The sequence below is a fragment of the Lelliottia sp. JS-SCA-14 genome (assembly GCF_035593345.1).
GTDB classification, from domain to species: domain Bacteria; phylum Pseudomonadota; class Gammaproteobacteria; order Enterobacterales; family Enterobacteriaceae; genus Enterobacter; species Enterobacter wanjuensis.
Window position 1 is genome coordinate 96480 of sequence record NZ_CP141606.1, and the last position, 26508, is coordinate 122987.

Below are 26508 nucleotides of genomic sequence, written 5' to 3' on the forward strand. Positions count from 1 at the left end.
AATTGATGACTATGGATACTCGTCACCCCCCTGTTCGTCTCTCACAGCGTCTGATTAGCTGGATGGTTTGCAGCCTGATGGTCTGGCAGCCCGTCGCCCCCGCGTTTGCGGCGGTGATGACGCCAGGCGGAAAGACCACGATGGATCAGGCCGGGAACGGGGTGCCGGTGGTGAATATCGCCCCGCCGAATGGGGCGGGGATTTCACACAACCAGTTCAACAGCTACAACGTTGGCAAAGAAGGGGTGATCCTCAATAACGCCACCGACCGTCTGACCCAGACGCAGCTCGGCGGCCTGATCCAGAACAACCCGAACCTGGTGGCGGGCAAAGAAGCGAAAGGCATTATCAACGAAGTGACGGGCGGCAGTCGTTCTCAGCTCCAGGGCTATACGGAAGTCGGCGGAAAAGCGGCGAGCGTGATGGTCGCCAACCCCTACGGCATCACCTGTAACGGCTGCGGATTTATCAACACCCCGAATGTGACCTTAACCACCGGCAAACCGCAGTTCGACGCGAACGGAAATTTGCTGGCGCTGGATGTCAGCAAAGGGGCGATCACCATTGAAGGCCAGGGGCTGGACGCCAGTCAAAGCGATGCCCTGTCGATCATCGCCCGCGCTACCGAGGTCAATGCGGCGATCCACGCCCGGGATCTGACGGTGACGGCGGGGGCAAACCGCGTCGGCGCAGATGGCAGCGTAAAAGCCATCGCCGGAGAAGGGGCCGCGCCTGTCATCGCGGTGGATACCAGCGCCCTGGGCGGCATGTACGCCAACCGCATTCGCCTGGTGTCGAGCGATAAAGGCGTGGGGGTGAACCTCGGTAATCTGAATGCCCGTCAGGGCGATATCCAGCTGGATGCTAACGGCAAGCTGACGGTCACGAACAGCCTCGCCAGCGGAGCGATCACCGCGAAAGGCGCAGGCGTGACGCTGAACGGTAGCCATCAGTCGGGCGGGGCGCTCAACGTCGCCAGCTCGCAGGATATCGCGCTGAACAACAGCACGCTGGTGAGCGGCGGCGAAATGCGCCTGACCAATGATGGCAAACTGCAGATGAGCGGCGGGAGCGCCACCAGTAAAGCGGCGCTGACGGTGAATAGCAGTCAGGATTTGACGCTCAACAACGCGACGCTCGGCAGCGACACGCAGACCACGCTCACCAGCGGCGGCACGCTGGCCGCAACGGGCAGCGCGGTGTCGGCCGGTAAAAATCTCACGCTGAAAGGCCAACAGCTCACGCTGGATAATCGCAGCCGCGCCGATGCGGCGGGCAATATCGATCTCAGCGGTGAGCGCATCACCAGCCAGGGGCAACTTAACGCGGGTGGCGATCTGACGAGCGCCAGCCAGCAGCTGGACAACAGCGGCCTGATGGCGGCGAAGGGGCGCGCCAGCGTACAGGCCGACAGCCTGACCAATAGCGGCACCTTGCAGGGCAACGGCGTCACCCTTGCCGGGAAAAACGTCATCAACAGCGGCACGGTGCAAAGCGGCGGACAGCTGCAGGTCAGCGCCGGGACGCTCAGCCAGCAGGGCACCCTCACTGCCAAAGGCGACGCGGAGCTGAACGCCAGCGAGTCTCTTCGCAATAGTGGAAGCGTGGTGGCGGACGGTGCGCTGCGTGCCAAAGCGGGCGCGCTGGTGCAAAACGGCGTGTTCTCCGGGGCAAAAGCGCTGACGGCGGATGCCGACACCCTCACCAGCGGCAAAGATTCACGCACCACCAGCCAGGGCAACATCCAGCTCACCGCCGCCCAGCTCGCCGATCTCAACGGCCAGACGGACGCAGCGGGCGCACTGTCCGTCAGCGGAAAAAATCTCACCACCCGCGCTGACGCGCATCTTCAGAGCGGTCAGGATCTGACCCTGCAAGCGAATAGCGTGGATCTTGGCGGCGTGCAGGCGGCAAAAGGGGGGCTTCGCGCTTCGGCACAGAACCTCGATCACAGCGGCACATCCACGGCGAAAACCCTCTCTTTTGGCACCAACGACGGCATCACCCAGCGCGGTGAACTCACGGCGAATGCAATCGCCCTCAACGGGCAGCGCATCAACCAGAGCGGCAAAGCGAAAGCGGACAGCATCACTCTCACAGCATCGGACGCGATAGCGAACAGCGGCACGCTGGTGGCCGACGCTCTGACTCTCGATGGCAAACAGATAAGTAACAGCGGTCTGTTGCAGGGAAACAGCCTGCTAACCCTGCGGGCGACCACGCTGGATAACCTGACGGGTGGCGCGATTTATAGCGCCCGTAACCTGACGCTCAATCTGCCGGAACTGAACAACAGCGGTCTCATCACCACGGACACCGATCTGGGGTGGCAGGGCAATGCGCTCACCAATAGCGGCGAAATCAACGGCGTAAATCTGCGTCTCGATGGCAACTCGCTGACTAACCAGGCGACCGGTCGTCTGCTGGCCGACGATGCGTTGAACGTCAAAGGTTCGCGGCTACTAAACGACGGTCAGATGGCGGCAAAAAACCTGCAACTGACGGGCAATACCCTGCAAAACCAGGGCGTTATGCAGGGGTATGACATTCTTGCGCTCAACGCCGACGAGGTCACGAACGGCGGCGCCATGCGCAGCGACGGCACGCTGACCCTTCGCGTCGCGACACTGACCAACAGCGGGGAGCTGAGCGCGACGAACCTGCTGCTCACCCTGTCTCGCCAGATGCAAAACAACAGCAGCGGACAGATTATCGCCCGCAACGGACTGACGCTCGCGACGCCGGAGCTTCTGAACAGCGGGCTGCTGGCCGGAGCGAATGTGCAACTCAACGCGGGGACCATCGCCAACAGCGGAACGCTGCAGGGGACAACCGCGCTAACGGCGACGGGAACGCAGCTCAACAACCAGCAGAACGGCAAAGTGCTCTCCGGCGGGGACGTGCGGCTGCAAAACGACAAACTCACCAACGCCGGTTTGCTGCAGGGCAAAACCCTCAACCTGGCGACCGGCGAGTGGATCAACAGCGGCAACGCGCTGGGCGAAGCGGGCATCACCGCGACGATCGCCAAATCCTTGACCAACGACGGCAATGTGCTGAGCCAGCAAAAGCTGGATCTGAACGCGGCGAACATCAATAACCGCGGGCAGCTGCTGGCGAAAGTGCTGACCCTGCGCGGCGACCTGCAAAACAGCGGTCTGTTGCAGGGGAGCAGCGCACTGACCTGGACCGGTGGCGGACTCACCAACCAGACGCAGGGGCAAATTACCGGCGGCGAAACGCTGACGCTCAGCGGCAAATCCTTAAGCAACCAGGGGCAGATTCAGGCGCGCGACGCCTCTGTCACCGCAGACGCCATCAGCAACAGCGGGTCGGTGCAGGCGCTGGATCGTCTTACCCTCAACGCTGGCGGACGGCTGGATAATCAGGGCACGCTCCTCAGCCAAAATCTGTTTGAACTGACGGCGGCGCAGCTCTTTAACGACGGGCAGCTGGCGGCGAAAACGCTGACCCTCGCTACACCGCAGCTGACGAACAACGGCATTCTGCAAGGCAACGACGGCCTGACGCTGACCACCCGCTCGCTGACCAACGGCCAGAACGGACAGCTGGTTAGCGGCGGCGCGCTCGCGCTGGATCTTGATAAGCTCGAAAACCACGGCCTGATGCAGGTGAATCAGCGGCTGACGGTGAAGGGCAACGATCTGCTCAACAGCGGCGATATTCAGGCGGATGCGCTGGAGATGACCCTCCACAACGCGCTGAATAATCAGGGTGGGCTAGTCGCCAAAAATGACGCCGCGCTGAACGCCGTCACCCTGACCAATACCGGGACGCTGGCAGGCAAAACCCTCACGCTGGGGGCCACCGAGATCCGCAACAGCGGCCTGATACAGGGCAACGATCGGGCGGATGCGACGGCGAGTCGGATCAGCAACGACGCGGCGGGTAAATGGCTCTCCGGCGGCGCGCTCACCCTGAACGGCGGAACGCTTAGCAATGCGGGTGCCCTTCAGGGGGAAAACCTGGGCCTGACGGGCGCGTCGCTGGATAACAGCGGGACAGTCAACGGCCTGAAAGGGCTCACCGGAAACCTCAGCGGCAAAATAACCAATACCGGCCTGCTACAGAGCGGCGGCGCGGTGAAGTTCACCGCCGACAGCCTGCTAAACCCAGGCCGCGTGATGGGTAAAACCCTGACGCTAAACGCCCGCGAACTCAACAACAGCGGGCTGTGGCAGGGCACCGATACCCTGACGCTGACGGGTGATTCGCTCGTCACCGGCGCGGCGTCAAAAACGCTGACCGGCGGGGCGCTGACGCTGGATGCCGGGCAGTTAACTACCCAGGGCACGCTTCAGGGCAACGGCGTGACGGTAACGGCCGACGGCTGGACGCACGGCGGATCGCTCCTCAGCCAGGGGGCGTTAACCGCCAGTGTTGGCGGCACCCTCACCTCAACCGGCGCGCTGATGAGCCAGGGCGACACGGCAATCACCGCGCAGACGCTGGATAACCGGGGCCAACTGCTGGGCGAAGGGGATATGCGGCTCGGCGGCAGTACGCTCAAAAACAGCGGGGCGGTGCAGGGGAAAACCCTCGCACTGCGCCAGACCAGTATCAACAACCAGGGAACGCTGACGGGGCTGCAAAGCCTGACGCTTAAGGCCCAGCAGCAGCTGATGGCCCGCATGGCGATGGCTGCGCCGCAGTTGGAGCTGATCAACGGCGCGTCGGGGGCGCTGCTCACGCAGGGCACGCTGAATATTACCTCCGGGACGGTCACCAATAACGGGTCCTGGCAGGGGCAAAACATCCTGCTGGATGCCCAGTCGCTGACCAACAACGGCGCGGTGCAGAGCGCCGACGCGCTGCAAATGACGCTGGCGAATAATCTGACCAACAGCGCGGGCAGCAAAATCACTGCGCTGGGCAGCGCGACGCTGCAGGCGATGTCGCTCAACAATCAGGGCCAGTGGGCGGCGAAAAACCTGACGCTCAAAGGGACGACACTCAGCAACAGCGGGGCGATCAGCGGCGTGAACGGTCTGACGCTGGCCCAGACCGGGGCCATCACCCAGCAGCAGAACGGGACGATGCTGACCGGCGGGGCGCTGAATCTCAACGCCGCCTCCCTCGCTAACGACGGAAAAATCCAGGGCGCAACGCTCGGCGTGACCAGCGGCGCATTGACCAACAACGGGCGATTGCAGGGGGATAACGGCGCGACGTTTAGCCTCAGCGGAGCGCTGACCAACAACGCTGGCGGGGAGATCGTCAGCCGTCAGGGGCTGACCGTAACGACGCCCTCTCTTTTCAACTACGGCCTGATGCAGGGCGGCGGCGACACAAACGTCACCGCCAACACTCAGGCACGCAACGACGGCAAACTGCTTTCCGGCGCACGCCTGACGCTGTCGACGCCGCAGTTCACCGGCGCGGGCTGGCTTCAGGCGACGAACCTGATCCTCAACGCGGCGACGGCAACTAACGGCGGCACCTGGCTTGCGGATCAGGCCACGCTGACGGGCAATACGTTGGTAAACCAGGGCACCACCCAGGCGGGAACGCTGGCGGTGAATTATGGCCAGTTGACCAACAGCGGGACGCTGCTCGGCAACAGCCAGCTGACGATTGACGCCGATCAGGTCACCCAGAGCGCGGCGGGTAAGTTGCTCAGCGGCGGCGATCTGTGGCTGGAGAGTAAAGGGCTGGATGCGGTCGGCCAGCTGGTTTCGCTGGGCAATCTGACCTTAAAACTCACGAATGCGTTTACCGGTAAGACGGCGATCGCGGCGGGGAAAACCCTCAGTATCAGCAGCAACGGTGCGATCGAAAACCGCAGCGTGATGCAGGGCCAGGCGGTCAATCTGACCGCGGGCGGCGCGCTGACCAATAACGGGCAACTGACAACCGGCAGCGGCGCGAGTGCGCTCTCGGGCAGCACCGTGGCGCTCAACGGAGCCGGGACGATCCAGGGTGGCGGCGATATCGCCATCGCCAGCCGCGGCAATATCACCGTGGATGGTTTCACCGGCACCCGCGGCTCCCTGACGCTCAGCGCGCCAGGGTCGATCGTCAACACCGCCCTGCTGTACGCCGCGAACAATCTGGCGCTGTACGCCAACAGCATCACCAACCAGCGCGGCGATATCCTTGCCGGAAATAATCTGTGGATGCAGAAAGACGCGGCGGGGAATGCGAACAGTGAAGTGGTGAATACGTCGGGGACGATTGAGACGCAGAATGGTGATATTTCAATTAAGACCGGACATTTGCTAAATGAACGTGCTGGATTATCGGCAAGTGTTACCGCAGAAACCGAGATCACCAATCAATATTCATGGCTGACGCAGACAGAGGCTCTCGTACCGCTCAGTTACCTGGATAGTGTTAATTACAATTATGGGTATTACCGCGTTGATACGGGGTGCGCTAACTCTTGTGCAGGGGCATATTGGTCACGACCTGCGCCATATAAAAATGCTGGCGATTTAGAATTCGCGGTATCTCGCTCGCAGGTCGTTGTCAGCAGTGATGGTTCAGCCGCAGCGCGTATATCGTCCGGGCGCGATGCTCTGTTGTCAGCGAATACGATGGAAAATAATGCCAGTAACATTCTGGCGACGAAAAATATCGTACTCAGCGGTGGGACACTGAACAACCAATCCTGGATTGAAAGTGCTCAGACACGCTATATGACATATTCCTATGGCGGTGATGAGTTCGCAAAAGAATCAAAGATAACTTCCCAAAACGGTACCGGCGGTGTGAATTACATTTATTTCACGTCCCGAGGGAATATCCGCACTGAGGGCGTTGATGGAGACGCTTATCGGGCCGTTATCCAGGCTGGTGGCAATGTCGTTGCTAACTTCACCAGTGATATCAGCAATACCGCCACCACGGCGAATGTTGGCGGGAATAACTCAACTATCAAAGCTCCTACGCTCACGACTTTGAGCAACCAAACCATTGATGGTGCTGCACAAAAGCAGAACCTGGCTAACACCGGCGTAGTCGCGGTCAACTCCCCGCAGTGGAACGATCAACTCCAGGGCGCGTTGCAGCAAATCAACGGCGGCGGCGCGCTGGACAGCAGCGGCGCAAGCAGCGCCTCGCTCAGCAACATCTCCACCAGCCAAAAGGGCAACGCCAGCCTCGGTCAGCTCAGCGAGCTGGCAAAAGCGGGCGTCACCACGGCGGACCTCAACACCGCCAAAGGCGGCGCAACCGGGCAGTATCAGGGCAAAACCGTCGATACCAGCGCCTACCCGCTGCCATCAGGCAACAACGGCTATTTTGTGGTTTCCGATAATCCAAAAAGCCCGTACCTGATTAACGTCAACCCGAAACTCAATGGCCTCGGGCAGCTCGATCCCGCCCTGTTCGCCGATCTCAACAAAATGCTCGGCACGCAGCCGTCGACCAGCGCTCCACAGGAGACGCGCGCCGCCTTTACCGATGAAAAACAGGTGCTCGGGTCGTCCTACATGCTGGGCCGTCTCAACCTGAACCCGGATTACGACTACCGCTTCCTCGGCGACGCGGCGTTTGATACGCGCTACGTCAGCAATACGGTGCTCAACCAGACGGGCAGCCGCTACCTGAACGGCGTCGGGTCCGATCTCGATCAGATGCGCTACCTGATGGACAGCGCCGCCGCCGCGCAGCAGTCGCTGGGCCTGCAGTTCGGCGTCTCTCTGACCGCCGATCAGATCGCCTCCCTCGACCACAGTATCCTGTGGTGGGAAAAAGCGACCATCAACGGCGAAACGGTGATGGTGCCGAAAGTCTATCTCTCGCCGAAGGACGTCACCGTCAACAACGGCAGCGTCATCGCGGGCAACAACGTCAGCCTGACCGGCGGCAACATTACCAACAGCGGCAGCACGCTGGTGGCGAGCAACAACCTGACGCTCGACAGCCAGAACAGCATCAGCAACCTCAACAACGGCCTGATCAAAGCGGGCGGCGATCTCAACCTGAGCGCCATCGGCGATATCAACAACATCAGCTCCACCATCAGCGGCAAAACGGTGCAGCTGGCGAGCCTCGACGGCAGCATCAACAACCTGACGCTGGCGGATCAGATTGATATCAATGCCAAAGGCAAATACAGCAACGTCAGTATTAAAGACACCGTCCTCGGCACCACGGCCTCGATCACGGCGCAGGATTCCCTGTCGCTCGAAGCGGGTAAAAACATCACCGTGACGGGCGCGAACCTCGCGTCGGGCGGCGATATGCTGATGAATGCGTGGGGCGATATCGCGGTTAACGCCAATCAGATCAACGACGCCTACAGCTCCAGCCAGGCCAAAACCAGCCGTTCGTCCGTGACGTACCAGGGCAGCACGGTGAATGCGGGCGGCAACCTCAGCATCAACGCCGGGAACAACATCGACCTGAGCGCCAGCGACCTGAAAGCCGGCGGCAGCGCCGGGCTGAACGCGGGTAACGATCTGAATCTTAACGCGGAGCAGACGAGTACCAGCAGCGGAAAGGGTAAGAGCGAGTCCCACAGCACCGGCGTCGATCGCACGACGATTTCCGCAGGCGACAACCTGGTGCTGAAAGCCGGGCAGGATATTAATTCGCAGGCAGCAGGCATTGCCGCAGAAGGCGATCTGGCGATGAGGGCTGGTCGGGATGTGAACCTGCTGGCGGAAGAAACGACCGACGGTAGTAGCTCACGCTCGAAAAAGAAAACGGTTATCGACGAGTCAGTTCGGCAGGGCAGTACCGAAATCGCCAGCGGCGGCAACACCACCATTATCGCCGGGCGAGATGTGAACTCAGAAGCCGCGCAGGTCACTGCCAGCGATGACCTCGCCGTGACAGCTGGGCGAGATGTCAATATCACTACGGCTACGGAGAGCGATTATCACTACAAGGAAGAGAGGAAAACCAAAAGTGGTTTCTTTAAGAAAACCACCACCCACACCATTGAAGAAGATAGCGCAACCTACGAAAAAGGCTCATCACTGAGCGGGGATAACGTTTTGATCACCGCCGGGAATGATGTCACGGTGAAAGGCTCTTCTGTTATCGGGGATAAGGATCTGACTCTTAACGCGGGTCACGATGTGAATATCGTGGCGGCCACGGAAGAGCAGTCGACATATCGACTGAAAGAGAAGAAAACCAGCGGTCTGATGGGCAGCGGCGGCATTGGTTTCACTATTGGGACCAGCTCTTCCCGTCATCAAATCAACGAAGACGGCACCACGCAGAGTCAGAGTGTCAGCACAGTCGGTTCAACTGGTGGAAACGTCAATATTTTTGCTGATGGCAAAGCTCACGTCAGTGGGGCCGATATTATTGCCGCGAAAAACCTCAACGTTGTGGCGGGTGAAATAGCGGTTGATCCGGGGAATGATCTGTTGCGCCGGAAAGAATCGTACGAGGAGAAAAAGAGCGGGCTGACGCTGTCCGTTTCCTCTGTCATTACCGATGCCGCTTTGGCCGCCAACAGCGCTCTCAAACGCGGGGAAGAGGTCAGTGACGATCGCCTTGCAGCCCTTTATGGCGTGAAAGCTGCGAAGGATATGTGGGTGGCGGGCTCGGGAGTGGCTTCCCTGGCGGGCGGTGCTGCTGGGGGTAACGTGAGCTTAATCAGGGTAGAGCTGAATATCGGCTCCAGCAAAAGCCAGTCCACCTCTGAACTGAAGCAGAATGAAGTGCGCGGCAGCACGCTGACGGCGGGTAGTGATGTCAACATGGTTGCCACGGGCAAAAATACCAGCGGCGACCTACATATCACTGGCAGCGGCGTGACAGGCAATAACGTCACACTGGTTGCGCAAAACGATGTGATTCTGGATGCAGCTTCGAACAAACGCGAGCAAACCAGCAGCAATAACAGCAGTGGCTGGAGCGCAGGAGCGCATGTTGGAATCGGGAAGGAAACCGGGATAGGGGTGCAGGCCAGCGGTTTCCAGTCAAAAGGCGGTGACGACGGCACAAGCACCGAACATGTAAATACACGCGTGAACGCTCGTGATGAACTGAGCATCAGCAGCGGCCGGGACACCGTGATCGCAGGCGCGCAGGCGCTGGGAGACAAAATCACAGCAGATGTGGGCCGCGACCTGCTGATCAGTAGCCTTCAGGATACTGATGATTATCACAGCTGGCAGAAGGACGTCAGCGGAGGAGTCAGCTTTACCTTCGGCACCATGACCGGATCGGCCTCGCTGAACATCATCAACAGCAAAATTGACAGTGAATACGCCAGCGTCGGTGAGCAAAGTGGTCTGTTTGCCGGGAATAAAGGCTTTGATATTACTGTCGGTAAGCATACTCAGCTTGACGGAGCGGTCATTGCCAGCACGGCAACGGCAGATAAAAACTCGCTCGATACCGGCACGCTAGGCTGGCGTGACATTGATAACGATGCCAGCTACAGCTCGAAGACAAAAGGCATTGGTGGCCTGGTGCCCATTATTGGCACCGGCAGCAAAGGCGATGCTTCCGGTACCACAAACGCGGCCATTGCGGATGGCACGATTTCAGTTCGTGACAAGGAAAACCAGCAGCAGGATGTGACGGAACTGAGTCGCGACACGGATAACGCCAACGGGCATATAGATAAGATATTTGATAAAGAAAAAGTACAGGAGCAGCAGGAGTTAGCAGCGCTGTTTGGACAGATGGCAAACCAGGCTGCGGGAGATATCGGAAGCGCCATGGGCTGGGCCGCGGACAGTAAAGAGAAAGCGGCTATTCACGGAATCATCGGTGCGCTTCAGGCTGGTCTTGGCGGGGGAAATGCTCTTGCAGGCGGCGTGGCTGGTCTCAGCAGCGAAGCCTTTAGCAGCATGGTCAACGACTATCTGGGCAGTCACACTTCACTGGGTAGCAGCGAAAAATCAGCCATTGTCCAGTGGGCGGCCGCCCTCAGCGGTGCAGCTATTGGGGGGGTGATTGGTGGCACGAACGGGGCACAGTCGGGCGCGGCGGCTTCACTGGATTCAGTGCGGTATAACTATCTGAATCACCAGGAAGCAGAGCGTAAAAAACAGGTTGAGAGTCAGCTTCAAAAGGGGGACTTGTCGTCAGAAGAGCGGCAGTCGCTTCAGCAGGAACTGGCGGACATTAATGCGACAGATAAATCCCGTGACCAGCAAATTCTGGATGTCTGTACTCAGGGGAATAAGAGCAGTGGTGCCTGCGGACAGTTGGTTGTAAAAGCACAGAAAGCGCTGGAAGGATATGGTGATAGCGCAGCGGGGTACAGATTGTCCTATAAGGATATCTTCCCGCAAGATTACGCGAATGCTGACGCTATAATGAAGGGGCTGGATGCGGGAAGCATTACGCGTGATGCGGCGATTAAAGGGATTGTCGCCAACAATCCGGGTAAGACGTGGGATGAGGTTGCTAGAACTTACGATGATGCAATGCAGACTCATGCGATTGTTAGCATTATCGCTGGGTCAAAGCTTTCTGGCGATGAGGGGATTTTTGGGAAAGATAAAATCTCAACAGGAAAGATATCCCCTGAAAATCAGAAGTATGTTGATATCCTTTCGCCTGAAGCGAAGCAGCATATTTTGTATGGTGATGGTCCTGGAGGTGGTGGACATTTATATCCCGGCCAGCCAGGCAAAACAGTATTCCCAAAAGAATGGGCAGCAGATAAGGTTGTTCACGAAGTAGGAGACATTGCAACATCTCCAAATACTCAGTGGTATGCTCAGACGGGGACAGGTGGAATTTATACTAGCAAGGGTAAACCAGCCAACTGGGTATCTTATGAAGAGAGAGATGGAATACGAATAAGAGTGGTCTATCAGCCTGCAACTGGAAGAGTCGTCACAGCCTTTCCTGATACAGCTGAGGTTCCCACAAGTTATAAACCCATCAAAAAGTAAAGGTTAAGTTAAATGACTAATATAGATGAAAGAATAAAAAGTTTCGGGCGGTTGTTTGCAAATCGATTGGAAAGTGAGCGGCTTGAAGATGCGATAAATTATGTTAATCACGGTGAAAGAGGATTAGCTTTTGAAACTATTTGCGATCATCTAAGCGAATTTAAAGTGCGGATTACACGGGAAGAGTATGATTTAGCTATACAAATTTGCAATTTACTAGAAATGGATGTTGATGATATTAGCCTGCTACATTTAAAAGAGTTGGTTTTAAGATAGATAATACCAACTATTAGAACTATTTACATCGTATCATTAACAGGTTTATATCTGTTGATTTTTGGAAAACAGTAAAATAGTTACACAGTATGGGCCGATGAAAAGGTATTGCGAATACATTCCTCAGTGGTGCGTATTCCGAAGTTGTTACTCAACAATCAACCGTACTATATGGCGTTTATGGTGGAACCGCTCAGGAAATGGGTGGTTATTTGACGACGGCAAAACCATCAGGTCCTGTCCAATCAATTAATGATAGCGCTCTTAATCCTCAATGGGGAAATACAGCGACAAAAGTAGTAAAAATTGAGGTGCCTGCAGGGACTAAATATTATGAAGGCATTGCAGCACCTTAAGGAGGATTAGTTGGTAGGGGAAGTCAAGTTCTCTTCCAGAAAAATGTTAAAATTGACTCTTCTTGGATAAAAAATGAATGAATGTGGTTGGGAAGTCATCGACGCATTTTCATCTCCATATGAATATGAACGCTTTGAAATATGGATTGATGATCAAGTTAAAAATGGAAGGGTAATCCAGGTCCCCGTTCAGGAAAACTATGCCGGCTGGGGTTTTGAAGAGAAGTGGTTTATTTGTTTGAAGTCATGCGATACCTGGAGACTTGTTGCTCCTCAAGCTCCTTTTCTCGGCTACTGGGGGACGATATAGGGTTTCAATTTCCTGAAATATGGAAAGTGTGTATGGTCTGCTTGTGCCCTCAGTGTTTTGTATACGAATACTGATACACCAGCAAAATAGATTGCTTGGGAAATCGTGATGAAATCCAAATCAGTGCCATGTTTGAACAAGTCAGGGCAAGAGTCATTACGGTAATTACTAAATAGAAACAGACACCTACGATAACAAAAGAGTAGACATGGGTATCAATAATGAAATCATGAGTACGAGTGATTCAATGATGACACCTGTAGCACATGATTATTCAACTTGCTCAGAGTGCTATACGGAGTTATCAATATATACAGGAAATACCCATCCTCAGGAAATAACACGTTTGCTGGGTATTAAACCGACTCAAGTAAATGTGTTAGGTGACAAAATTGTTAACAGCCGAGGGAAAACCAGGGAGATAAAGTTAGCTGGATGGTTTTTGTCGTCCAAAACGCAAGTGAATTCAAAGGATTTGAGGGAGCACATTGATTGGATATTGATGCTGTTATCACCGGTTAAAGTCGGCCTATCAGAAGTTCAACATATTAATGGTGTTAAAATTACCCTCAGATGTACCTGGCGTTCAAAATTTGACCATGGCGGCCCTGTTTTATGGCCACATCAAATGGCAGGTATGGCAGAACTAGGCCTCGAATGCTCCTTTGATATATATTTTGATGATGAAGATGAATCGTATTAAAATCTCCGTTAGCTCAATGTCAACCCATTCTCTACATTAAGAATGTGGGGCATACACAGAGAAAGCTGCAGAAACTGCGGACAGCTGGTTGTAAAAGCACAGAAAGCGCTGGAAGGATATGGTGATAGCGCAGCGGGGTACAGATTGTCCTATAAGGATATCTTCCCGCAAGATTACGCGAATGCTGACGCTATAATGAAGGGGCTGGATGCGGGAAGCATTACGCGTGATGCGGCGATTAAAGGGATTGTCGCCAACAATCCGGGTAAGACGTGGGATGAGGTTGCTAGAACTTACGATGATGCAATGCAGACTCATGCGATTGTTAGCATCATTGCTGGAATGAAAGGCGTTGATTCTGTTGTACCAAAAACAACTGTGGTTGAAACAGCTTCCGGACAAAAGGTAATAATAAAAACAACCGGTAATGTAGCTGAAGTGACTTACCCTGATGGTATCAGTTTTAAGATAAATCAGCCCGCACATCTTTCAACATTGGATGGTTACTCGCAGAAAAAGGGCATCTCAGGAGCGCACAATGCTGATACCTTTAATAAGGCCGTTGCTGATAATGGTGTGAAAGTTCTATCCCAGGAGCCTGATGTTGATGGTATTACATATGTTAAATATCAAGTGCCAGCGAAAGATAGAGCTGGTAATATTATTGGCTATAAAAATGATGTTTTAGAAAAAATAATTTACGATCCGAAAGTTTACAGTGATGAAAAAATATTGAGTTGGGGTCAGCAAGCGGCAGCAAGTGGTTATCAAGATGCTATTAAATCTGGGAAGAGAGAGTATACGGCAACAGCTGGTGGTCTTAATTTCCAGGTGTATGTGAATCCCAAGACTGGCACAGTAACTAACTTTTTTCCGGTGACGAAATGAACGAGTATATTTTCGAAAAAATAGATTATGACAATGATAACTTGTGGGTGATAAAAGAGTTTTTTAACTCATTACACCTACAAAATCGGCTCGTTTATGGAGTGGATAATATTATCAAAAAATGTGGATTTGTGATTAATGAGACATATTGTCATTATCCAGACTTTGAGAGTATAGATCCTGATTTCCATTTTGAAGGTATTATGTTTGGTGTTTGGGAGGGGGAGATTATAGTCTCTGAAGAAATTGGTTTTAAATACACTCGCTTAGCCTGCGAATATTATCTTAAACTTCACCCTGATGATTCAGAAAATATCAAACATTTGTTATCAAAGCTTTCAACTTGATAAAAGAGATCTCAACCATCTGACCAAGAACTAAGACTGTAAGACATTGGTTGCGGGCTGCTTATAAGCAGTCTTAAGGACACGGAGGATCTTTGAGCAGTTTCGTAATAACTAGGCAACCCGGTATCACCCGTACATCCAGCGGAGTGCCGGTGGTAAACCCGGCTTCTTCCATCCAGTGGCCGTTCAGGAGCAGGCTGGCGCTGCGGGTATAGCGCCTGATTTTCTTGGTTTTGCGATCGAAATGGCGGATGTTGACATAACATATCGTCATACGCCGTAAGGTTTTAGAAACACGTTCCGCTTTCTCTTCTACCTGAGGTATTGCGTTCTCTTTATGCAAACGGCGAGCGCCATTATTGCGTACCGCTTCGCGATTTCTGGAAATATATTCCAAAGTTTAAGAATCTGTTTTGGCAATAATCACTTCTGGCTTAGTATTTGTGTCAGCCATATACAACTCATATTTAGTTGTTTGTGGTTAGCGGTGTAAGGATGCGCTAACACCTTTACACCGCGTTCTTTAATAATCTGAATTTATCGTCTTATATTACTTTCCTGTTGCGGCTTTACGGTTGTTTCTCTGTGCCCATTATACCTTACTGAATAAAAATACAGTGCATGATTAACGGGCAATGTTAAAAACTACGATGCTGCTTCAGGAATTAATATCAATTCATGTAACGTTACGTTTTTAATAATTCGGTTAACACATTCCTTAATATTTCAGATACTCCCACTTTACGTATTCGACCCACAGGAAACTAACAGCATATTGCCTCCCTCGACCACAGCATCCTGTGGTGGGAAAAGCGACCATCAGCGGCAACACCGTGGTCATCGCCGGGCGGGATGTGAACTCAGAAGCCGCGCAGGGAGACATCGGCGTTGTGGCGGGTCGCGACGTGAATCTCACTACCGCCACGGAAAGCGATTACTACTACAAAGAGCGGACCAAAACCAAGAGCGGTTTCCTCAGCAAAAAAACCACGCACACCATCGAGGAGAGCAGCGCCACCCATGAAAGCGGCACGCTGCTGAGCGGGGATAATGTGCAGGTTGCGGCGGGGAATAACCTGCTGGTGAAAGGCTCCGGCGTGGTCGGGGATGATCAGGTCACGCTCAGGGCCGGTAACAACGTCGATATTGTGGCGGCGACCAACAGCAATACGGACTGGCGCTTCAAAGAAGAGAAGAAAAGCGGCCTGATGGGCTCGGGCGGCATCGGCTTCACCATTGGCAGCAGCAAATCGACGCACGATCTGCGTGAGAAGGGAACGACGCAAAGCCAGAGCTTCAGCACCGTCGGTTCGACGGGCGGCAACGTGGATATTTCTGCCGGAAACCAGGCGCATATCGGCGGCGCCGATCTGGTGGCCGGGAAAGATTTAAACCTCAGCGGCAGCAGCGTCATCATCGAACCAGGACACGACAAACGTACCCGCGATGAAACCTTCGAGCAGAAGAAAAGCGGGCTGACGGTCGCGCTGTCTGGCACAGTGGGTGGTGCGATTAACAACGCGGTGAGTGCGGCGCAGGATGCGCATGAGGAGAGCGATGGGCGACTGGCGGCGTTGCAGGCGACTAAAACTGCGCTGTCCGGTGTGCAGGCCGGGCAGGCGGTGGACATGGCCGCGACCACTGGCGATCCGAATGCGCTGGGGGTGGCCCTCTCACTCACCACGCAAAAATCGAAATCAGAACAGCACGCGCAGAGCGATGCGGTGACGGGCAGCACGCTGAACGCGGGCAATAACCTCTCCATCACCGCGAACGGGAAAGGCAGCGGCCCGAACAGCGGCGATATCGTGATTGCAGGCAGCCAGCTGAAAGCGGGCGGCGACACCACACTGGATGCGCAGAACGATATTCTGCTGAGCGGTGCGGCGAATACTCAGCAGTCGAGCGGCAAGAACAGCAGCAGCGGCGGCGGTGTGGGCGTGAGTATCGGTGGGGGCGGCAACGGTGCGGGCATCAGCGTGTTCGCCAACGTCAACGCGGCCCATGGGAAAGATAAGGGCAACGGCACTGACTGGACCGAGACCACAATAGACAGCGGCAAAACCGTCACCATCAAGAGCGGAAACGACACCGTACTCGACGGGGCGCAGGTCAACGGCAATAAAATTGTCGCCGACGTCGGTCATGACCTGCTGATGAGCAGCCAGCAGGACACCAACAAGTACGACAGCAAGCAGACCAGCGTGGCGGCAGGCGGCAGCTTTACCTTCGGCACGATGTCTGGCTCCGGCTACATCAACGCCAGCCAGGACAAGATGAAGAGCCGCTTCGACTCGGTCGCCGAGCAGACCGGGCTGTTTGCCGGTGACGGCGGCTTCGACATCACTGTCGGTAACCACACCCAGCTCGACGGGGCGGTCATCGCATCCACGGCAACGGCGGATAAAAACAGCCTCGATACCGGGATGCTGGGCTTCAGCGACCTGCACAACGAAGCCGATTTCAAAACCCAGCACTCGGGCATCAGTCTGAGCGGCGGCGGCAGCTTCGGGGATGAATTCCAGGGCAACATGCCGGGCGGGATGATTTCAGCGGCGGGCAACAAAGGCCACGCGGAGGGCACCACCCAGGCGGCAATCGCGGACGGCACGATAACCATTCGTGACAAGGCCAGCCAGAAACAGGACGTGGCAGACCTGAGCCGCGACACGGAGCACGCCAACGACAGCATCAGCCCGATATTCGATAAGGAAAAAGAACAGAACCGCCTGAAAGCGGTGGGGATGATCAGCGAAATCGGCAGCCAGGTAGCGGACATTGCGCGGACGCAGGGGGATCTGAACGGACTGAAAGAGGCAAAAGATAAATACGGCGATCTTCCGGCGAATGCGACGGAAGAACAGCGTCTGGCATATCTGGCGAAACTGCGTGCCACACCGGAATACCAGGGTGAGATGAAGAAGTTCGGCACCGGCAGCGATATCCAGCGCGGTATCCAGGCGGCCACAGCAGCGTTGCAGGGACTGGCGGGCGGCAATATCGGTGGTGCGCTGGCGGGGGCATCGGCGCCGGAGCTGGCGCATCTGCTGAAATCAACGGAAGGTGATCCGGCAGTCAACGCGATAGCGCATGCGATCCTGGGTGGTGCTGTGGCGGCTATTCAGGGCAATAGTGCAGCGGCAGGAGCCGTGGGTGCGGCATCCGGTGAGGTGATTGCGAGAGCCATTGCCGGGATTTATTACCCTGATGTAAAAATGTCTGATCTGACGGAAGAACAGAAGCAGACCATCAGTTCGCTGGCGAGTATTTCGGCAGGTATAGCAGGTGGGCTTGCGGGTGGCAATACGGCTGGCGCAGCTGCCGGGGCGGGGGCTGGGAAGAATGCGGTTGAGAATAATGCGCTGAGTGATATTGCACAGGCGCAGTCTGAAGGTAAGACGCTAGAGCAGAAGGCCGGTGAGCAGGTTGAAGCCGAAAACGAGCGTTATAAGAAGGCAAACTGCGGCGGCATCAGCGCCGAAGCCTGCACGGTGAAGATGTACGAAGAGCGGCGTGAAGCGCTGAAAGAAACGGTGTCGCTGAGCGCTGACTTCGTACCTGTCGTGGGTGATATCAAGAGTTTTGCGGAAGCGCAGTCGGCGCTGGATTACCTGGCAGCTGCGATAGGGATTATTCCTGGCGCAGGTGATGCTGCCGGTAAGGCCATCAAGGCGGCTGAAACAGCCCTGAAGAAAGGTGATGTGGCGGAAGCATCCAAGCTAATCAATAAAGCCAGCGATGAAATTCAGGCAGTTAAGCCGCTAGATGTTGGTTCATATAAAGAACTTAAAGATCGTTCTGTAGTTGGTGATGGACTGGAACATGATCATATCCCATCATTTGCTGCAATTCGTCAGGCAAAAGAAAATGAGCTGGGGAGAAAATTAACTCCAGCAGAAGAAAAAAGCCTATATAACAATGCAACAGCTATTGAAGTACCTAAAGATGTACATCAGGCTGGCCCTACTTATGGTGGTAAAAATACGCCATCCCAAGTAAAACAAGATGCGATAAATCTTTGTGGTGCAGAATGTCGTGATACAGATGCACTGAGAAAGAATATGTTGGATCGGGGATATGATCCTAAACTTGTCGATGATGCAATAATCCAACTCAAGGAAAGGAATTCTCAAAAAGGAGTAATAAAATAATGTTGATATGGAATGAATTTATTAAGTTGTTAGGTTGCTCAAAATTTGATAGTCAATTTTTTAATATTTCAAGTAATTTTAATGAGTTGCCTAAGATCGAGGAGAGTGTTTTAGGTGACAGGAATTATTACTCGTTTTTACAGTCAGGTGTTTTGTTTTTATTAGAAGATGAAGTTGTAGATCAGATTACTTTTTATGCAAAGAAGGATGAGGGTTTTTTTGAGTATAAAGGGGAGTTGCCAGTATCAATTGATAGTTCGGAGCAAGAGGCTGTTCAAATATTAGGTTGGCCATTGTCTTCAGGTGGTGGAAAAACGGATGCACTTATGGGTTATATTGATCGTTGGATAAAGTATGAAAATGAGGAGTATTCACTTCATTTACAGTTTAATCAGAATGATAATTTATCCAGAGTTACTATCATGAGATAAATATAAAGTCCCGCCCTTATCCGGCGGGAATTATTAACCTAATATCACACCGCCTCAAGCACCACCTTCGCTGCCACTCCCGTCAAAAACCGCCTCACCTGCTCCTGCTCTTTCTCCGGCAAACGGCTGATCTTGTTCAGGTCTTTCATAAAAGAAGTCTCTTCCGGACGAGTAGTGATCACCAGGCACCCCGGCATCACCCGTACATCCAGTGGGGTACCAGTGGTAAACCCGGCTTCTTCCATCCAGTGGCCGTTCAGGCGCAGGCTGGCGCTGCGGGTGTAGCGCCGGGTTCTCTCGGTCTTGCGATCGTAGTGGCGGGTACTGACATAACTCACCGTCATACGTCGTACGCTTTTAGAAATCCCTTTTGCTTTCTTTTCAACAGCACGAACGCCATTTTTGCGTACCGCTTCGCGGTTTCTGGAAATATTGGCCAAAGTTTCAGAATCTGTTTTGGAAATAATCACTTCTGGCTTAATATCGCTGTCAGCCATATTCAACTCCTTGATAGTTGTTTGTGGTTAGCGGTATACAGGTGGTGACACACCTTTATGCCGCGATCTCTTTTTTAGCTGCCCCCATTATACCGAACTGAATAAAAATACAGTGCCTTGTTTACGGGAAAAATTAAAAAATGCGAGGCGGATTCAGGAAAACAAATAACCATAAACAAAAAAAGACGACAGTGAGGTTTGTCGTCTAAAAGTGTGGCATATAAGGACCTTCGGGCCAGGGTCTCTCGTTTTGAACTATGTATTAAAGTCTCAGGTAATCGCCAGCCGCAGCCCCAGATCCTGCGGATACGGATCGAAATAGTTTTGCGTCAGAAGATAGTTGTCAGGATGCTCGGCCAGATAATGCTTGAGCAACGTGAGCGGGGCGAGGATCGGCAGCTGCCCGGCGCGGTAGTTGAGGATCACTTCGCGCAGCTCCAGGCGCTGGCGGGCGTTGAGCTGTTCGCGGAAATAGCCCTGGATGTGCATCAGCACGTTGGTGTGGTTTTTACGTGAGGCGGGCTGCTTCATGATCGCCATCAGCTTGTCGCGGTAGGCCACAAAAAACGCCTCCAGATCCTGCCACTCGTGCATCGACGCCACGAACGGGCCGATCTCGCGGTACGCCGCCTGGTTATGGGCCAGCAGCTGCAGTTTGTAGCGGCTGTGATACGCCAGCAGCGCGCGGCGCGTCAGGCCTTTGGCGCGGATCGCGTTCAGCTCGTGCAGGGCAAAAATCCGCGCGATGAAGTTCTCGCGCAGGACCGGGTCGTGCAGCCGACCGTCTTCCTCCACCGGCAGCCACGGGTATTTTGCCTGCATCGCGGCGGTGAACGCCCCGCTGCCCTCTTTCTGGCCAGGGTTGCCCGCTTCATCGTAGATCCGCACGCGTTCCATGCCGCAGCTCGGGGATTTGGCGCAGACGATAAAGCCGTCGTAACCGGCGATCCCCGGCAAATAGCCCGCGGCGAAATCGGTCATTTTGTCGGTCACGTCTTCGTGCGGCGCGAAGGTAAAGCGCACGCGCATGTCGCCGTCGGGCGCTTTCACCAGACGCAGCGCCGGGCGCGGAACGGGCAGGCCAATCGCCATCTCCGGGCAGACGGGTTTGAACGTCACCCACTGCGCCAGGGCATCCATCAGGAAATTCATGCGTTTATGCCCGCCGTCGAACCGCACGGCTGAGCCCGTCAGACATCCGCTAATACCGAGCGTGGGTTTGGTGTTCATGGTGTTGCCCCCTTACTGTCTTTCCGGGTGAAGAAAAGCGTGACGGTGCCGACGTTGAAACCAAACTTCGTCATCGCGGTTTTATTGAAAAGATGCGTGTCGTCCTGCAAATACATCCAGTCGTCGAAGTGCAACAGCCAGGTTTTGCCGTCGGCTTTGACGTTCATGCTGTAGCGCCAGTTGAAGGCGTTTCCCGCCGCCTGGCCTGTCGCCACGCCCTCGATATCCCCCGCACGACCTTCATAGCGATCGGCGCTGACGCGCCGGATGTGCCACACGCGCTGCTGCTTCTCGCCGTCGTCATACACAAACTGCTCGCTCAGGGTCAGGGTATCGGCCTGCACTTCGCCGTTCAGCGCCACGTGGAAGCGACGGATCTGCTTCCCGCTGCGGTCCTGCACCATGCCGAACGCTTCGGTCTGGCCCTGAAAATAACGGAAGATATCGAGTTTTGGCGTTTTGCCCTGATACTCGCTGATATCCGTGCTGCAGCCCGCCAGCAGCATCAGCGCCGCCAGACTGACCGCCAGAAAACGTTTCATGGTTGCCTCCCGACCAGCAGGTGGAAAAAGAGGATCAGCACCAGCCATCCCATCGCCATCCAGCTCAGGACGATGAAGGCCGGGGCCTGAAAGACGATCGCATCCAGACGCTCGCCGAGAAAATAGGCCACCGGGCCACCTGCGGTACCCATCAGCACCAGCAGCCAGCGCGGCAGGGCGGTGGTGGTGGTGAGCTGGGTCCAGACGCAGGCGAACATCAGCCACAGGGCCATCATCCACAGCGGCAAAATCCCTTCGCCGTTAAAACGCAGCAGGCCGGTCAACGACCAGAGCGTATCCAGAGAACTCCCCGCGACCGCCAGCAGAATGGCGTACAGTCGCTGGATTGGTTTGAGCATCAGGCAGGCCAGCAGCGCCAGCGCGAGCCACACCATCACCCCGCGCTCGCGAAAGATCACTACCATCGTCCAGTAAAAATCGAACGCGATGGCGAGGATGAAGACCTGCACGTGACGGTTCATACGCGCTCTGCCGTCAGCTGCACCACGCTGATGGTGCGGGCGTTGAACCCCGCTTCGCAGTAGCCCAGGTAGTAGAGCCACATGCGGCGGAAGCGCTCGTCGAAGCCGAGTTTTTCAATATCCTGCCAGGCGTGGAGGAAGCGCGTGCGCCAGTGTGTCAGGGTGCGGGCGTAGTCCGGGCCCATGTCGAACAGGTTGCGCACCACGAAATCCGTGTGGCGCGTCATGAGATCGCTCATCGCCGTGATGCTCGGCAAAAAGCCGCCGGGGAAGATGTAGCGCTGAATGAAATCGACGCTTTTGCTGTAGTTGCGGTAGCGCTGGTCCTGAATGGTGATCGCCTGAATCGCCATTTTGCCGCCGGGGCGCAGGCGCGCCTGGCAGGTGCGGAAGAACTCCGGCAAGAAGGTTTTGCCGACGGCTTCGATCATCTCCACCGACACCAGCTTGTCGAACTCCCCGGTTAAGTCGCGGTAATCGCAAAGCAATACCTGAACCTTGTCCTGTAAGCCTGCGCGGGCAATCCTCGCCTGCGCCCAGCAAAACTGCTCATAGGATAACGTGGTGGTGGTCACCCGACAGCCGTACTGGCGGGCGGCGAACTCGGCCATCGCGCCCCAGCCGGTGCCGATCTCCAGCAGGTGATCGTCCGGCGTCAGGGCCAGCTGATCGCAGAGTCGCGCCATTTTGGCCTGCTGCGCGGCGGTCAGATCCTGATCCGGCGAGGTAAACAGGGCGCTGGAGTAGAGCAATTCTTCGTCGAGAAACTGGGCGTAAAAGGTGTTGCCCAGATCGTAATGGGCGGCAATATTTTCCCGCGCCTGCTGGCGGTGGTTGCGGCGCGCCCAGTGGCGGATCCGTTCGACGGGCTTGCCCAGCAGGCGGAATCCGCTCTCCAGCCGCCCCAGGGTTTTGCCGTTGAGGGCCAGGATCTGCAGCAGCGTGGTGAGCTGATGCGTCTCCCACTCGCCGTCCATCCAGGCTTCGGCGGCGGCAAGACTTCCGCCGGTCAGCAATCGCCGGTAAAGCGTCGGAGAAAGCACCTCCACCTCGGCGTGCAGGGCCGCGCTGGCGTCACCAAAATGGAACGTCTGGTTGCCCTCGCGCACGGTCAGCGAACCCTGCTGCAAGTCTCCCAGCAGGCGGAACAGCAGCCAGCGCGCCATGCGCGCGTTGCGCGGATAATCTGGCTCAAGCGCATAAACGGGATCGGTCATGAGCGTTCACTCCTGCTGGCGGGATGGGGATGGACGGGCACGCGTTTGAGCCACAAACGCAGCGCCTGCCAGTAAATCGCGAGGACGGTTTTGAGCGTCATCAGCGGGATGCGCCACAGCAGCGAACGCAGCGCCGGGCGGGTCAGGGGCTGACGGGTCAGCATCAGCGTGGCATCAAACACTTTGGTTTCCTGATGCGTTTCAATGTGCATGTGCAGGGTTTTTGCCGGGCAGTTGAAACGCCAGTGGTAGACCATATCCATCGGATTAAACGGCGAAACGTGGAAGGCTTTCGCCATTGGGCGTGCTTCCTGGCCGTTCACCGCGTAGTAATGCCGCTCGTTCCACGGCGTGTTGCGCACTTCGGCGAGCACCCAGCGCAGCACGTCCTGGCGGTCAAAACAGTAGTAAAAATTGACCGGATTAAAATGGATGCCGAAATAGCGCAGCTGGGTCAGGAGCATCACCCGCCCGTCGGGGCGTTCGCCGGTCAGCGTCTCCAGCCTGGCGAGAGCCTGCGCTTTGAGCGGCTCGCCCAGCGGATAATCGCGGTCGTAAAACGACGCGGCGGCAAAGCGGTTGCGGCGGACACCCAGCGACGGCAGGAGCGCCAGCTCGTCGAGATCGAGCCACGCCATAAACAGGCTGTAGCGGAAATGGTGTGGCCGGGGCAGCAGGCGGCGATGACGCAGCACGCCCTGATAGAGGCAACTGTTCATGTTCCGGTCCTCGCGATCCCCGCCACCACGTCGAGCGCGCTGCGCACGCCATCTTCGTGAAATCCGTTGTACCAGTAAGCGCCGCAGAACCAGCTTCGCTGCTGGCCGTTGATCTCGGCGCGGCGCGACTGGGCGCGCCAGCTTTTGGGGTTGAACTGCGGATGTTCATACACAAAGCGCTGCCAGACATCGCGCTCGTCGATGGGCGCATCCGGATTGAGGGTGACGCAGAACAGCGGCGCGCCCGCGGGCAGGCCCTGCAAAATATTCATGCTGTAGGTGACGCAGGCGCTGTTTTGCTCCTGGTCGCTCAGGCGATAGTTCCAGCTCGCCCAGGCGCGCTCGCGCACCGGCAGCCAGCGGCGGTCGCTGTGCAGCACCACCTCGTTACGCTGCCAGCCGATATCGCCGAGGATCTGCTTTTCCGCAAGGCTTGGGTTATTCAGCAGCGCCAGCGCCTGCCCGGAGTGACAGGCGAAAATGACCTGATCGAAGCTGTGCGTTCCGTCGGCAAGCTCAATATCCACGCGGTGGGGGTGGCGGATCACCTTCTGCACCGGCGCATTCGTGCGCAGCGTCAGGCGATCGCCCAGCTGCGTGACGAGGGCGCGGACATATTCGCGCGATCCGCCGGGCACCACGTACCACTGGGGACGATGGGTGATGTCCAGCAGCCCGTGATTCTCAAAAAAGCGTAAAAACAGCGCCAATGGAAAACGGCGCATCTCCTGCAACGACGAGGACCAGATCGCTGCGCCCATCGGCAGGATGTAATGCCGGGCAAAGAACGGGCTAAAACGGTGCTGATCGAGGAAGGTTTGCAGGGTGTGGTTGTTGCTGGAGCCCTCGCGCAGCGCCTGTTTCGCCAGTTTGTTAAAACGCACGATCGATCTGAGCAGCCGCCAGAACGTCGGGTTCAGCAGATTGCGGCGCTGGGCAAACAGGGTCGAGAGCGTGTGGCCGTTGTACTCCAGCCCGCTTGCCGGGTTGTGCACGGAAAAGCTCATCTGCGTTTTCTGTCCACTGAGACCTAACTCGCTTAGCAGGCCCATAAAGCGCGGATAGGTGCGGTCGTTGTAGACGATGAACCCGGTGTCGATGGAATACTCCCCCGACGGGGTGGTGACATCGACCGTGGCGGTATGGCCGCCAACGGTGGGGGCCGCCTCGAACAGCGTCACCTGATGGTGCCCGGCCAGCCGCCAGGCGCAGGTCAGCCCGGCGATGCCGCTCCCGATGATGGCGATGTTCATGAGCGCACCATCCGGCGCAGCAGCGCGTTTTGCATAAACTGCGGCAGAGATGCCAGCAGGCGCAAAGCCAGACTGAATCCGGTGGGGAAGGCGATGTGCGCCCGGCCTTTCGCCACGCCGCGGCGGATGGCAGCCACGGCTTGCCCGACGCTCACTTTCGCGGGCATCGGGAAATCATTTTTGCGCGTCAGGGGCGTGTCGACAAAGCCAGGGGAGACAACCGTGACGGCCACGCCTTTCGGCTCCCAGTCCAGACGCAGGCAGTTGGCGAACCAGGTCAGCGCCGCTTTGGAGGCGCCGTACGCCTCGGCGCGCGGGAAGTGCAGCCAGTGCGCCATCGAACTCACCAGCACCACGCGGCTGCCGGGGGCGAGCGTGTTCTGCAGCGCAGCCAGACAATTTATCGGCCCGGTAAAATTGGTGCTCATTACCCGCGCGATCAGATCGACGTCGATCACCCCATGATCGAGATATTCGCAGGTTCCGGCGCACAGCACGGCGAGATCCACGCGGCAGTCGGCCAGCGCCTCGCGACAGGCCTGCGCGTCGGTCATGTCAAACTGACGCAGAGAGATCAGCGGGCTGTACTGGCGCAGGGCCTCAAGGCGGGCAGCATCCCTGCCGCAGGCGATGACGCGGCAGCCGTCATCCGCCCAGGACTTCGCCAGTCCCTCGCCAATCCCTGAGCTGGCGCCGGTGATGAGGACAGTCATCATGGGCGCACCCTCCTTTTCACACCGCGCACCGCCCAGCCAAGGACGGGCAGGTGTTCGTAAATCATCTCTCCGGCATCGTAATAATCCCGCTGGCGTTTCACCGTGCCGTCCTGGATTTCCACCACGGAACAGCCCGGCAGCGCCAGCGTCTCGCCGTCCGTCAAACGCGGATGCGACCAGTGCATGGTCCAGGTGAGGGCAAAACGGTCGCCGTCGATGAACGGCTTATCGATGGAGAAATGACACTGGTCCACATTGGCCAGCAGATGGGTGAAGTAGCGCTGGATTGCGAACAGCCCCTGATGCTCACCGAAGGGATCAATCAGCACCGCTTCAGGGTGATAGAGCGCAGGCAGCGCCGATGGCGGCTGGTTTTCCAGCCCGGCGTAGTAACTCATAAACCGATCGATGACGGCGCTCATTGATTCACCCTTGCAGTGGACGATCCTGATATAAAACCCATACCTAAAACTTGCACAAACGTGTGTGTTTGTCCAAGTTTGATTCGAGTTATTTTTTATTTATGAGTAATTTCAGATTGATAGGGTGA

Annotated in this window: 18 protein-coding genes and 1 pseudogene; 9 read left to right on the top strand and 10 right to left on the bottom strand. The window is 56.1% G+C overall.

Annotated elements, in window-relative coordinates; translation table 11 throughout:
- Positions 1-11 precede the first annotated feature (11 nt).
- The 7 genes from U9O48_RS00475 to cdiI all read left to right on the top strand — a co-directional run bounded on the left by U9O48_RS00475 (position 12) and on the right by cdiI (position 14720).
- Positions 12-11840: a hemagglutinin repeat-containing protein gene (locus U9O48_RS00475; RefSeq protein WP_324723283.1), complete on the top strand. Its 11829-nt coding sequence runs from the start codon at positions 12-14 to the stop codon at positions 11838-11840.
- A gap of 12 nt (positions 11841-11852) precedes the next feature.
- Entirely contained in the window at positions 11853-12116 is a 264-nt protein-coding gene (locus tag U9O48_RS00480) for a MafI family immunity protein (RefSeq protein WP_324723284.1), read from the top strand.
- Positions 12117-12316: 200 nt separating this feature from the next.
- Positions 12317-12472, top strand: coding sequence for a hypothetical protein (locus U9O48_RS00485; RefSeq protein WP_324723285.1), 156 nt, complete (start codon positions 12317-12319; stop codon positions 12470-12472).
- A gap of 73 nt (positions 12473-12545) precedes the next feature.
- Positions 12546-12782 (top strand): hypothetical protein, encoded by a 237-nt coding sequence (locus U9O48_RS00490; protein WP_324723286.1) that lies wholly within the window; start codon positions 12546-12548, stop codon positions 12780-12782.
- Between the two features lie 208 nt (positions 12783-12990).
- Positions 12991-13485: a DUF4279 domain-containing protein gene (locus U9O48_RS00495; protein WP_324723287.1), complete on the top strand. Its 495-nt coding sequence runs from the start codon at positions 12991-12993 to the stop codon at positions 13483-13485.
- Positions 13486-13629: 144 nt separating this feature from the next.
- Positions 13630-14373, top strand: a complete 744-nt coding sequence (locus U9O48_RS00500; RefSeq protein ID WP_324723288.1) for a CdiA family toxin C-terminal domain-containing protein — start codon at positions 13630-13632, stop codon at positions 14371-14373.
- On the top strand, positions 14370-14720 hold the full coding sequence (gene cdiI / locus U9O48_RS00505; RefSeq protein ID WP_324723289.1) for a ribonuclease toxin immunity protein CdiI: 351 nt from the start codon (positions 14370-14372) through the stop codon (positions 14718-14720). Before U9O48_RS00500 ends, cdiI begins: the two co-directional genes overlap by 4 nt.
- A gap of 73 nt (positions 14721-14793) precedes the next feature.
- On the opposite strand, the gene U9O48_RS00510 is transcribed toward cdiI, so the two are convergent.
- Complete coding sequence (locus U9O48_RS00510; RefSeq protein ID WP_324723291.1) at positions 14794-15117, bottom strand: SymE family type I addiction module toxin; 324 nt, start codon at positions 15115-15117, stop codon at positions 14794-14796.
- Positions 15118-15544: 427 nt separating this feature from the next.
- On the opposite strand from U9O48_RS00510, the pseudogene U9O48_RS00515 reads away from it, so the two are divergent.
- A pseudogene (locus tag U9O48_RS00515) lies at positions 15545-18871 on the top strand (hemagglutinin repeat-containing protein); the annotation flags it as partial.
- A complete protein-coding gene (locus U9O48_RS00520; RefSeq protein ID WP_324723292.1) occupies positions 18871-19302 on the top strand; it encodes a hypothetical protein in 432 nt (143 codons plus the stop codon). The pseudogene U9O48_RS00515 and the gene U9O48_RS00520, both read left to right, overlap by 1 nt.
- Positions 19303-19346: 44 nt before the next feature.
- Here the strand turns inward: U9O48_RS00520 and U9O48_RS00525 are convergent, their stop codons facing one another.
- From U9O48_RS00525 to U9O48_RS00565, 9 genes are all read right to left on the bottom strand, one after another.
- A complete protein-coding gene (locus U9O48_RS00525) occupies positions 19347-19799 on the bottom strand; it encodes a SymE family type I addiction module toxin (RefSeq protein ID WP_324723293.1) in 453 nt (150 codons plus the stop codon).
- Positions 19800-20069: 270 nt separating this feature from the next.
- Positions 20070-21029 carry a DUF523 and DUF1722 domain-containing protein gene (locus U9O48_RS00530; RefSeq protein ID WP_324723294.1) on the bottom strand — a complete coding sequence of 320 codons (960 nt, stop codon included), beginning with the start codon at positions 21027-21029 and terminating at the stop codon, positions 20070-20072.
- Positions 21026-21571, bottom strand: a complete 546-nt coding sequence (locus tag U9O48_RS00535; protein ID WP_282492084.1) for a DUF3833 domain-containing protein — start codon at positions 21569-21571, stop codon at positions 21026-21028. Before U9O48_RS00535 ends, U9O48_RS00530 begins: the two co-directional genes overlap by 4 nt.
- Positions 21568-22053 (bottom strand): DUF2878 domain-containing protein, encoded by a 486-nt coding sequence (locus tag U9O48_RS00540; RefSeq protein ID WP_285151035.1) that lies wholly within the window; start codon positions 22051-22053, stop codon positions 21568-21570. Before U9O48_RS00540 ends, U9O48_RS00535 begins: the two co-directional genes overlap by 4 nt.
- Positions 22050-23270 carry an SAM-dependent methyltransferase gene (locus U9O48_RS00545; RefSeq protein ID WP_285151034.1) on the bottom strand — a complete coding sequence of 407 codons (1221 nt, stop codon included), beginning with the start codon at positions 23268-23270 and terminating at the stop codon, positions 22050-22052. Before U9O48_RS00545 ends, U9O48_RS00540 begins: the two co-directional genes overlap by 4 nt.
- The gene (locus U9O48_RS00550) at positions 23267-23989 is read right to left on the bottom strand and encodes a DUF1365 domain-containing protein (RefSeq protein WP_324723297.1); all 723 of its coding nucleotides are present in this window, start codon (positions 23987-23989) and stop codon (positions 23267-23269) included. Before U9O48_RS00550 ends, U9O48_RS00545 begins: the two co-directional genes overlap by 4 nt.
- The gene (locus U9O48_RS00555) at positions 23986-25242 is read right to left on the bottom strand and encodes an NAD(P)/FAD-dependent oxidoreductase (protein WP_324723299.1); all 1257 of its coding nucleotides are present in this window, start codon (positions 25240-25242) and stop codon (positions 23986-23988) included. The genes U9O48_RS00550 and U9O48_RS00555 overlap by 4 nt, the downstream gene beginning before the upstream one ends.
- Positions 25239-25958, bottom strand: a complete 720-nt coding sequence (locus U9O48_RS00560; protein WP_324723300.1) for an SDR family NAD(P)-dependent oxidoreductase — start codon at positions 25956-25958, stop codon at positions 25239-25241. The genes U9O48_RS00555 and U9O48_RS00560 overlap by 4 nt, the downstream gene beginning before the upstream one ends.
- Complete coding sequence (locus U9O48_RS00565) at positions 25955-26380, bottom strand: nuclear transport factor 2 family protein (RefSeq protein WP_285151031.1); 426 nt, start codon at positions 26378-26380, stop codon at positions 25955-25957. The genes U9O48_RS00560 and U9O48_RS00565 overlap by 4 nt, the downstream gene beginning before the upstream one ends.
- Positions 26381-26508 lie beyond the last annotated feature (128 nt).

Excerpts from the sequence above, each read along its gene's own strand:
- U9O48_RS00475 (WP_324723283.1), top strand. The coding sequence starts at position 12 with ATGGATACTCGTCACCCCCCTGTTCGTCTCTCACAGCGTCTGATTAGC.
- U9O48_RS00480 (WP_324723284.1), top strand. The coding sequence starts at position 11,853 with ATGACTAATATAGATGAAAGAATAAAAAGTTTCGGGCGGTTGTTTGCA.
- U9O48_RS00485 (WP_324723285.1), top strand. The coding sequence starts at position 12,317 with ATGGGTGGTTATTTGACGACGGCAAAACCATCAGGTCCTGTCCAATCA.
- U9O48_RS00490 (WP_324723286.1), top strand. The coding sequence starts at position 12,546 with ATGAATGAATGTGGTTGGGAAGTCATCGACGCATTTTCATCTCCATAT.
- U9O48_RS00495 (WP_324723287.1), top strand. The coding sequence starts at position 12,991 with ATGGGTATCAATAATGAAATCATGAGTACGAGTGATTCAATGATGACA.
- cdiI (WP_324723289.1), top strand. The coding sequence starts at position 14,370 with ATGAACGAGTATATTTTCGAAAAAATAGATTATGACAATGATAACTTG.
- U9O48_RS00520 (WP_324723292.1), top strand. The coding sequence starts at position 18,871 with ATGTTGATATGGAATGAATTTATTAAGTTGTTAGGTTGCTCAAAATTT.
- U9O48_RS00525 (WP_324723293.1), bottom strand. The coding sequence starts at position 19,799 with ATGGCTGACAGCGATATTAAGCCAGAAGTGATTATTTCCAAAACAGAT.
- U9O48_RS00530 (WP_324723294.1), bottom strand. The coding sequence starts at position 21,029 with ATGAACACCAAACCCACGCTCGGTATTAGCGGATGTCTGACGGGCTCA.
- U9O48_RS00535 (WP_282492084.1), bottom strand. The coding sequence starts at position 21,571 with ATGAAACGTTTTCTGGCGGTCAGTCTGGCGGCGCTGATGCTGCTGGCG.
- U9O48_RS00540 (WP_285151035.1), bottom strand. The coding sequence starts at position 22,053 with ATGAACCGTCACGTGCAGGTCTTCATCCTCGCCATCGCGTTCGATTTT.
- U9O48_RS00545 (WP_285151034.1), bottom strand. The coding sequence starts at position 23,270 with ATGACCGATCCCGTTTATGCGCTTGAGCCAGATTATCCGCGCAACGCG.
- U9O48_RS00550 (WP_324723297.1), bottom strand. The coding sequence starts at position 23,989 with ATGAACAGTTGCCTCTATCAGGGCGTGCTGCGTCATCGCCGCCTGCTG.
- U9O48_RS00555 (WP_324723299.1), bottom strand. The coding sequence starts at position 25,242 with ATGAACATCGCCATCATCGGGAGCGGCATCGCCGGGCTGACCTGCGCC.
- U9O48_RS00560 (WP_324723300.1), bottom strand. The coding sequence starts at position 25,958 with ATGATGACTGTCCTCATCACCGGCGCCAGCTCAGGGATTGGCGAGGGA.
- U9O48_RS00565 (WP_285151031.1), bottom strand. The coding sequence starts at position 26,380 with ATGAGCGCCGTCATCGATCGGTTTATGAGTTACTACGCCGGGCTGGAA.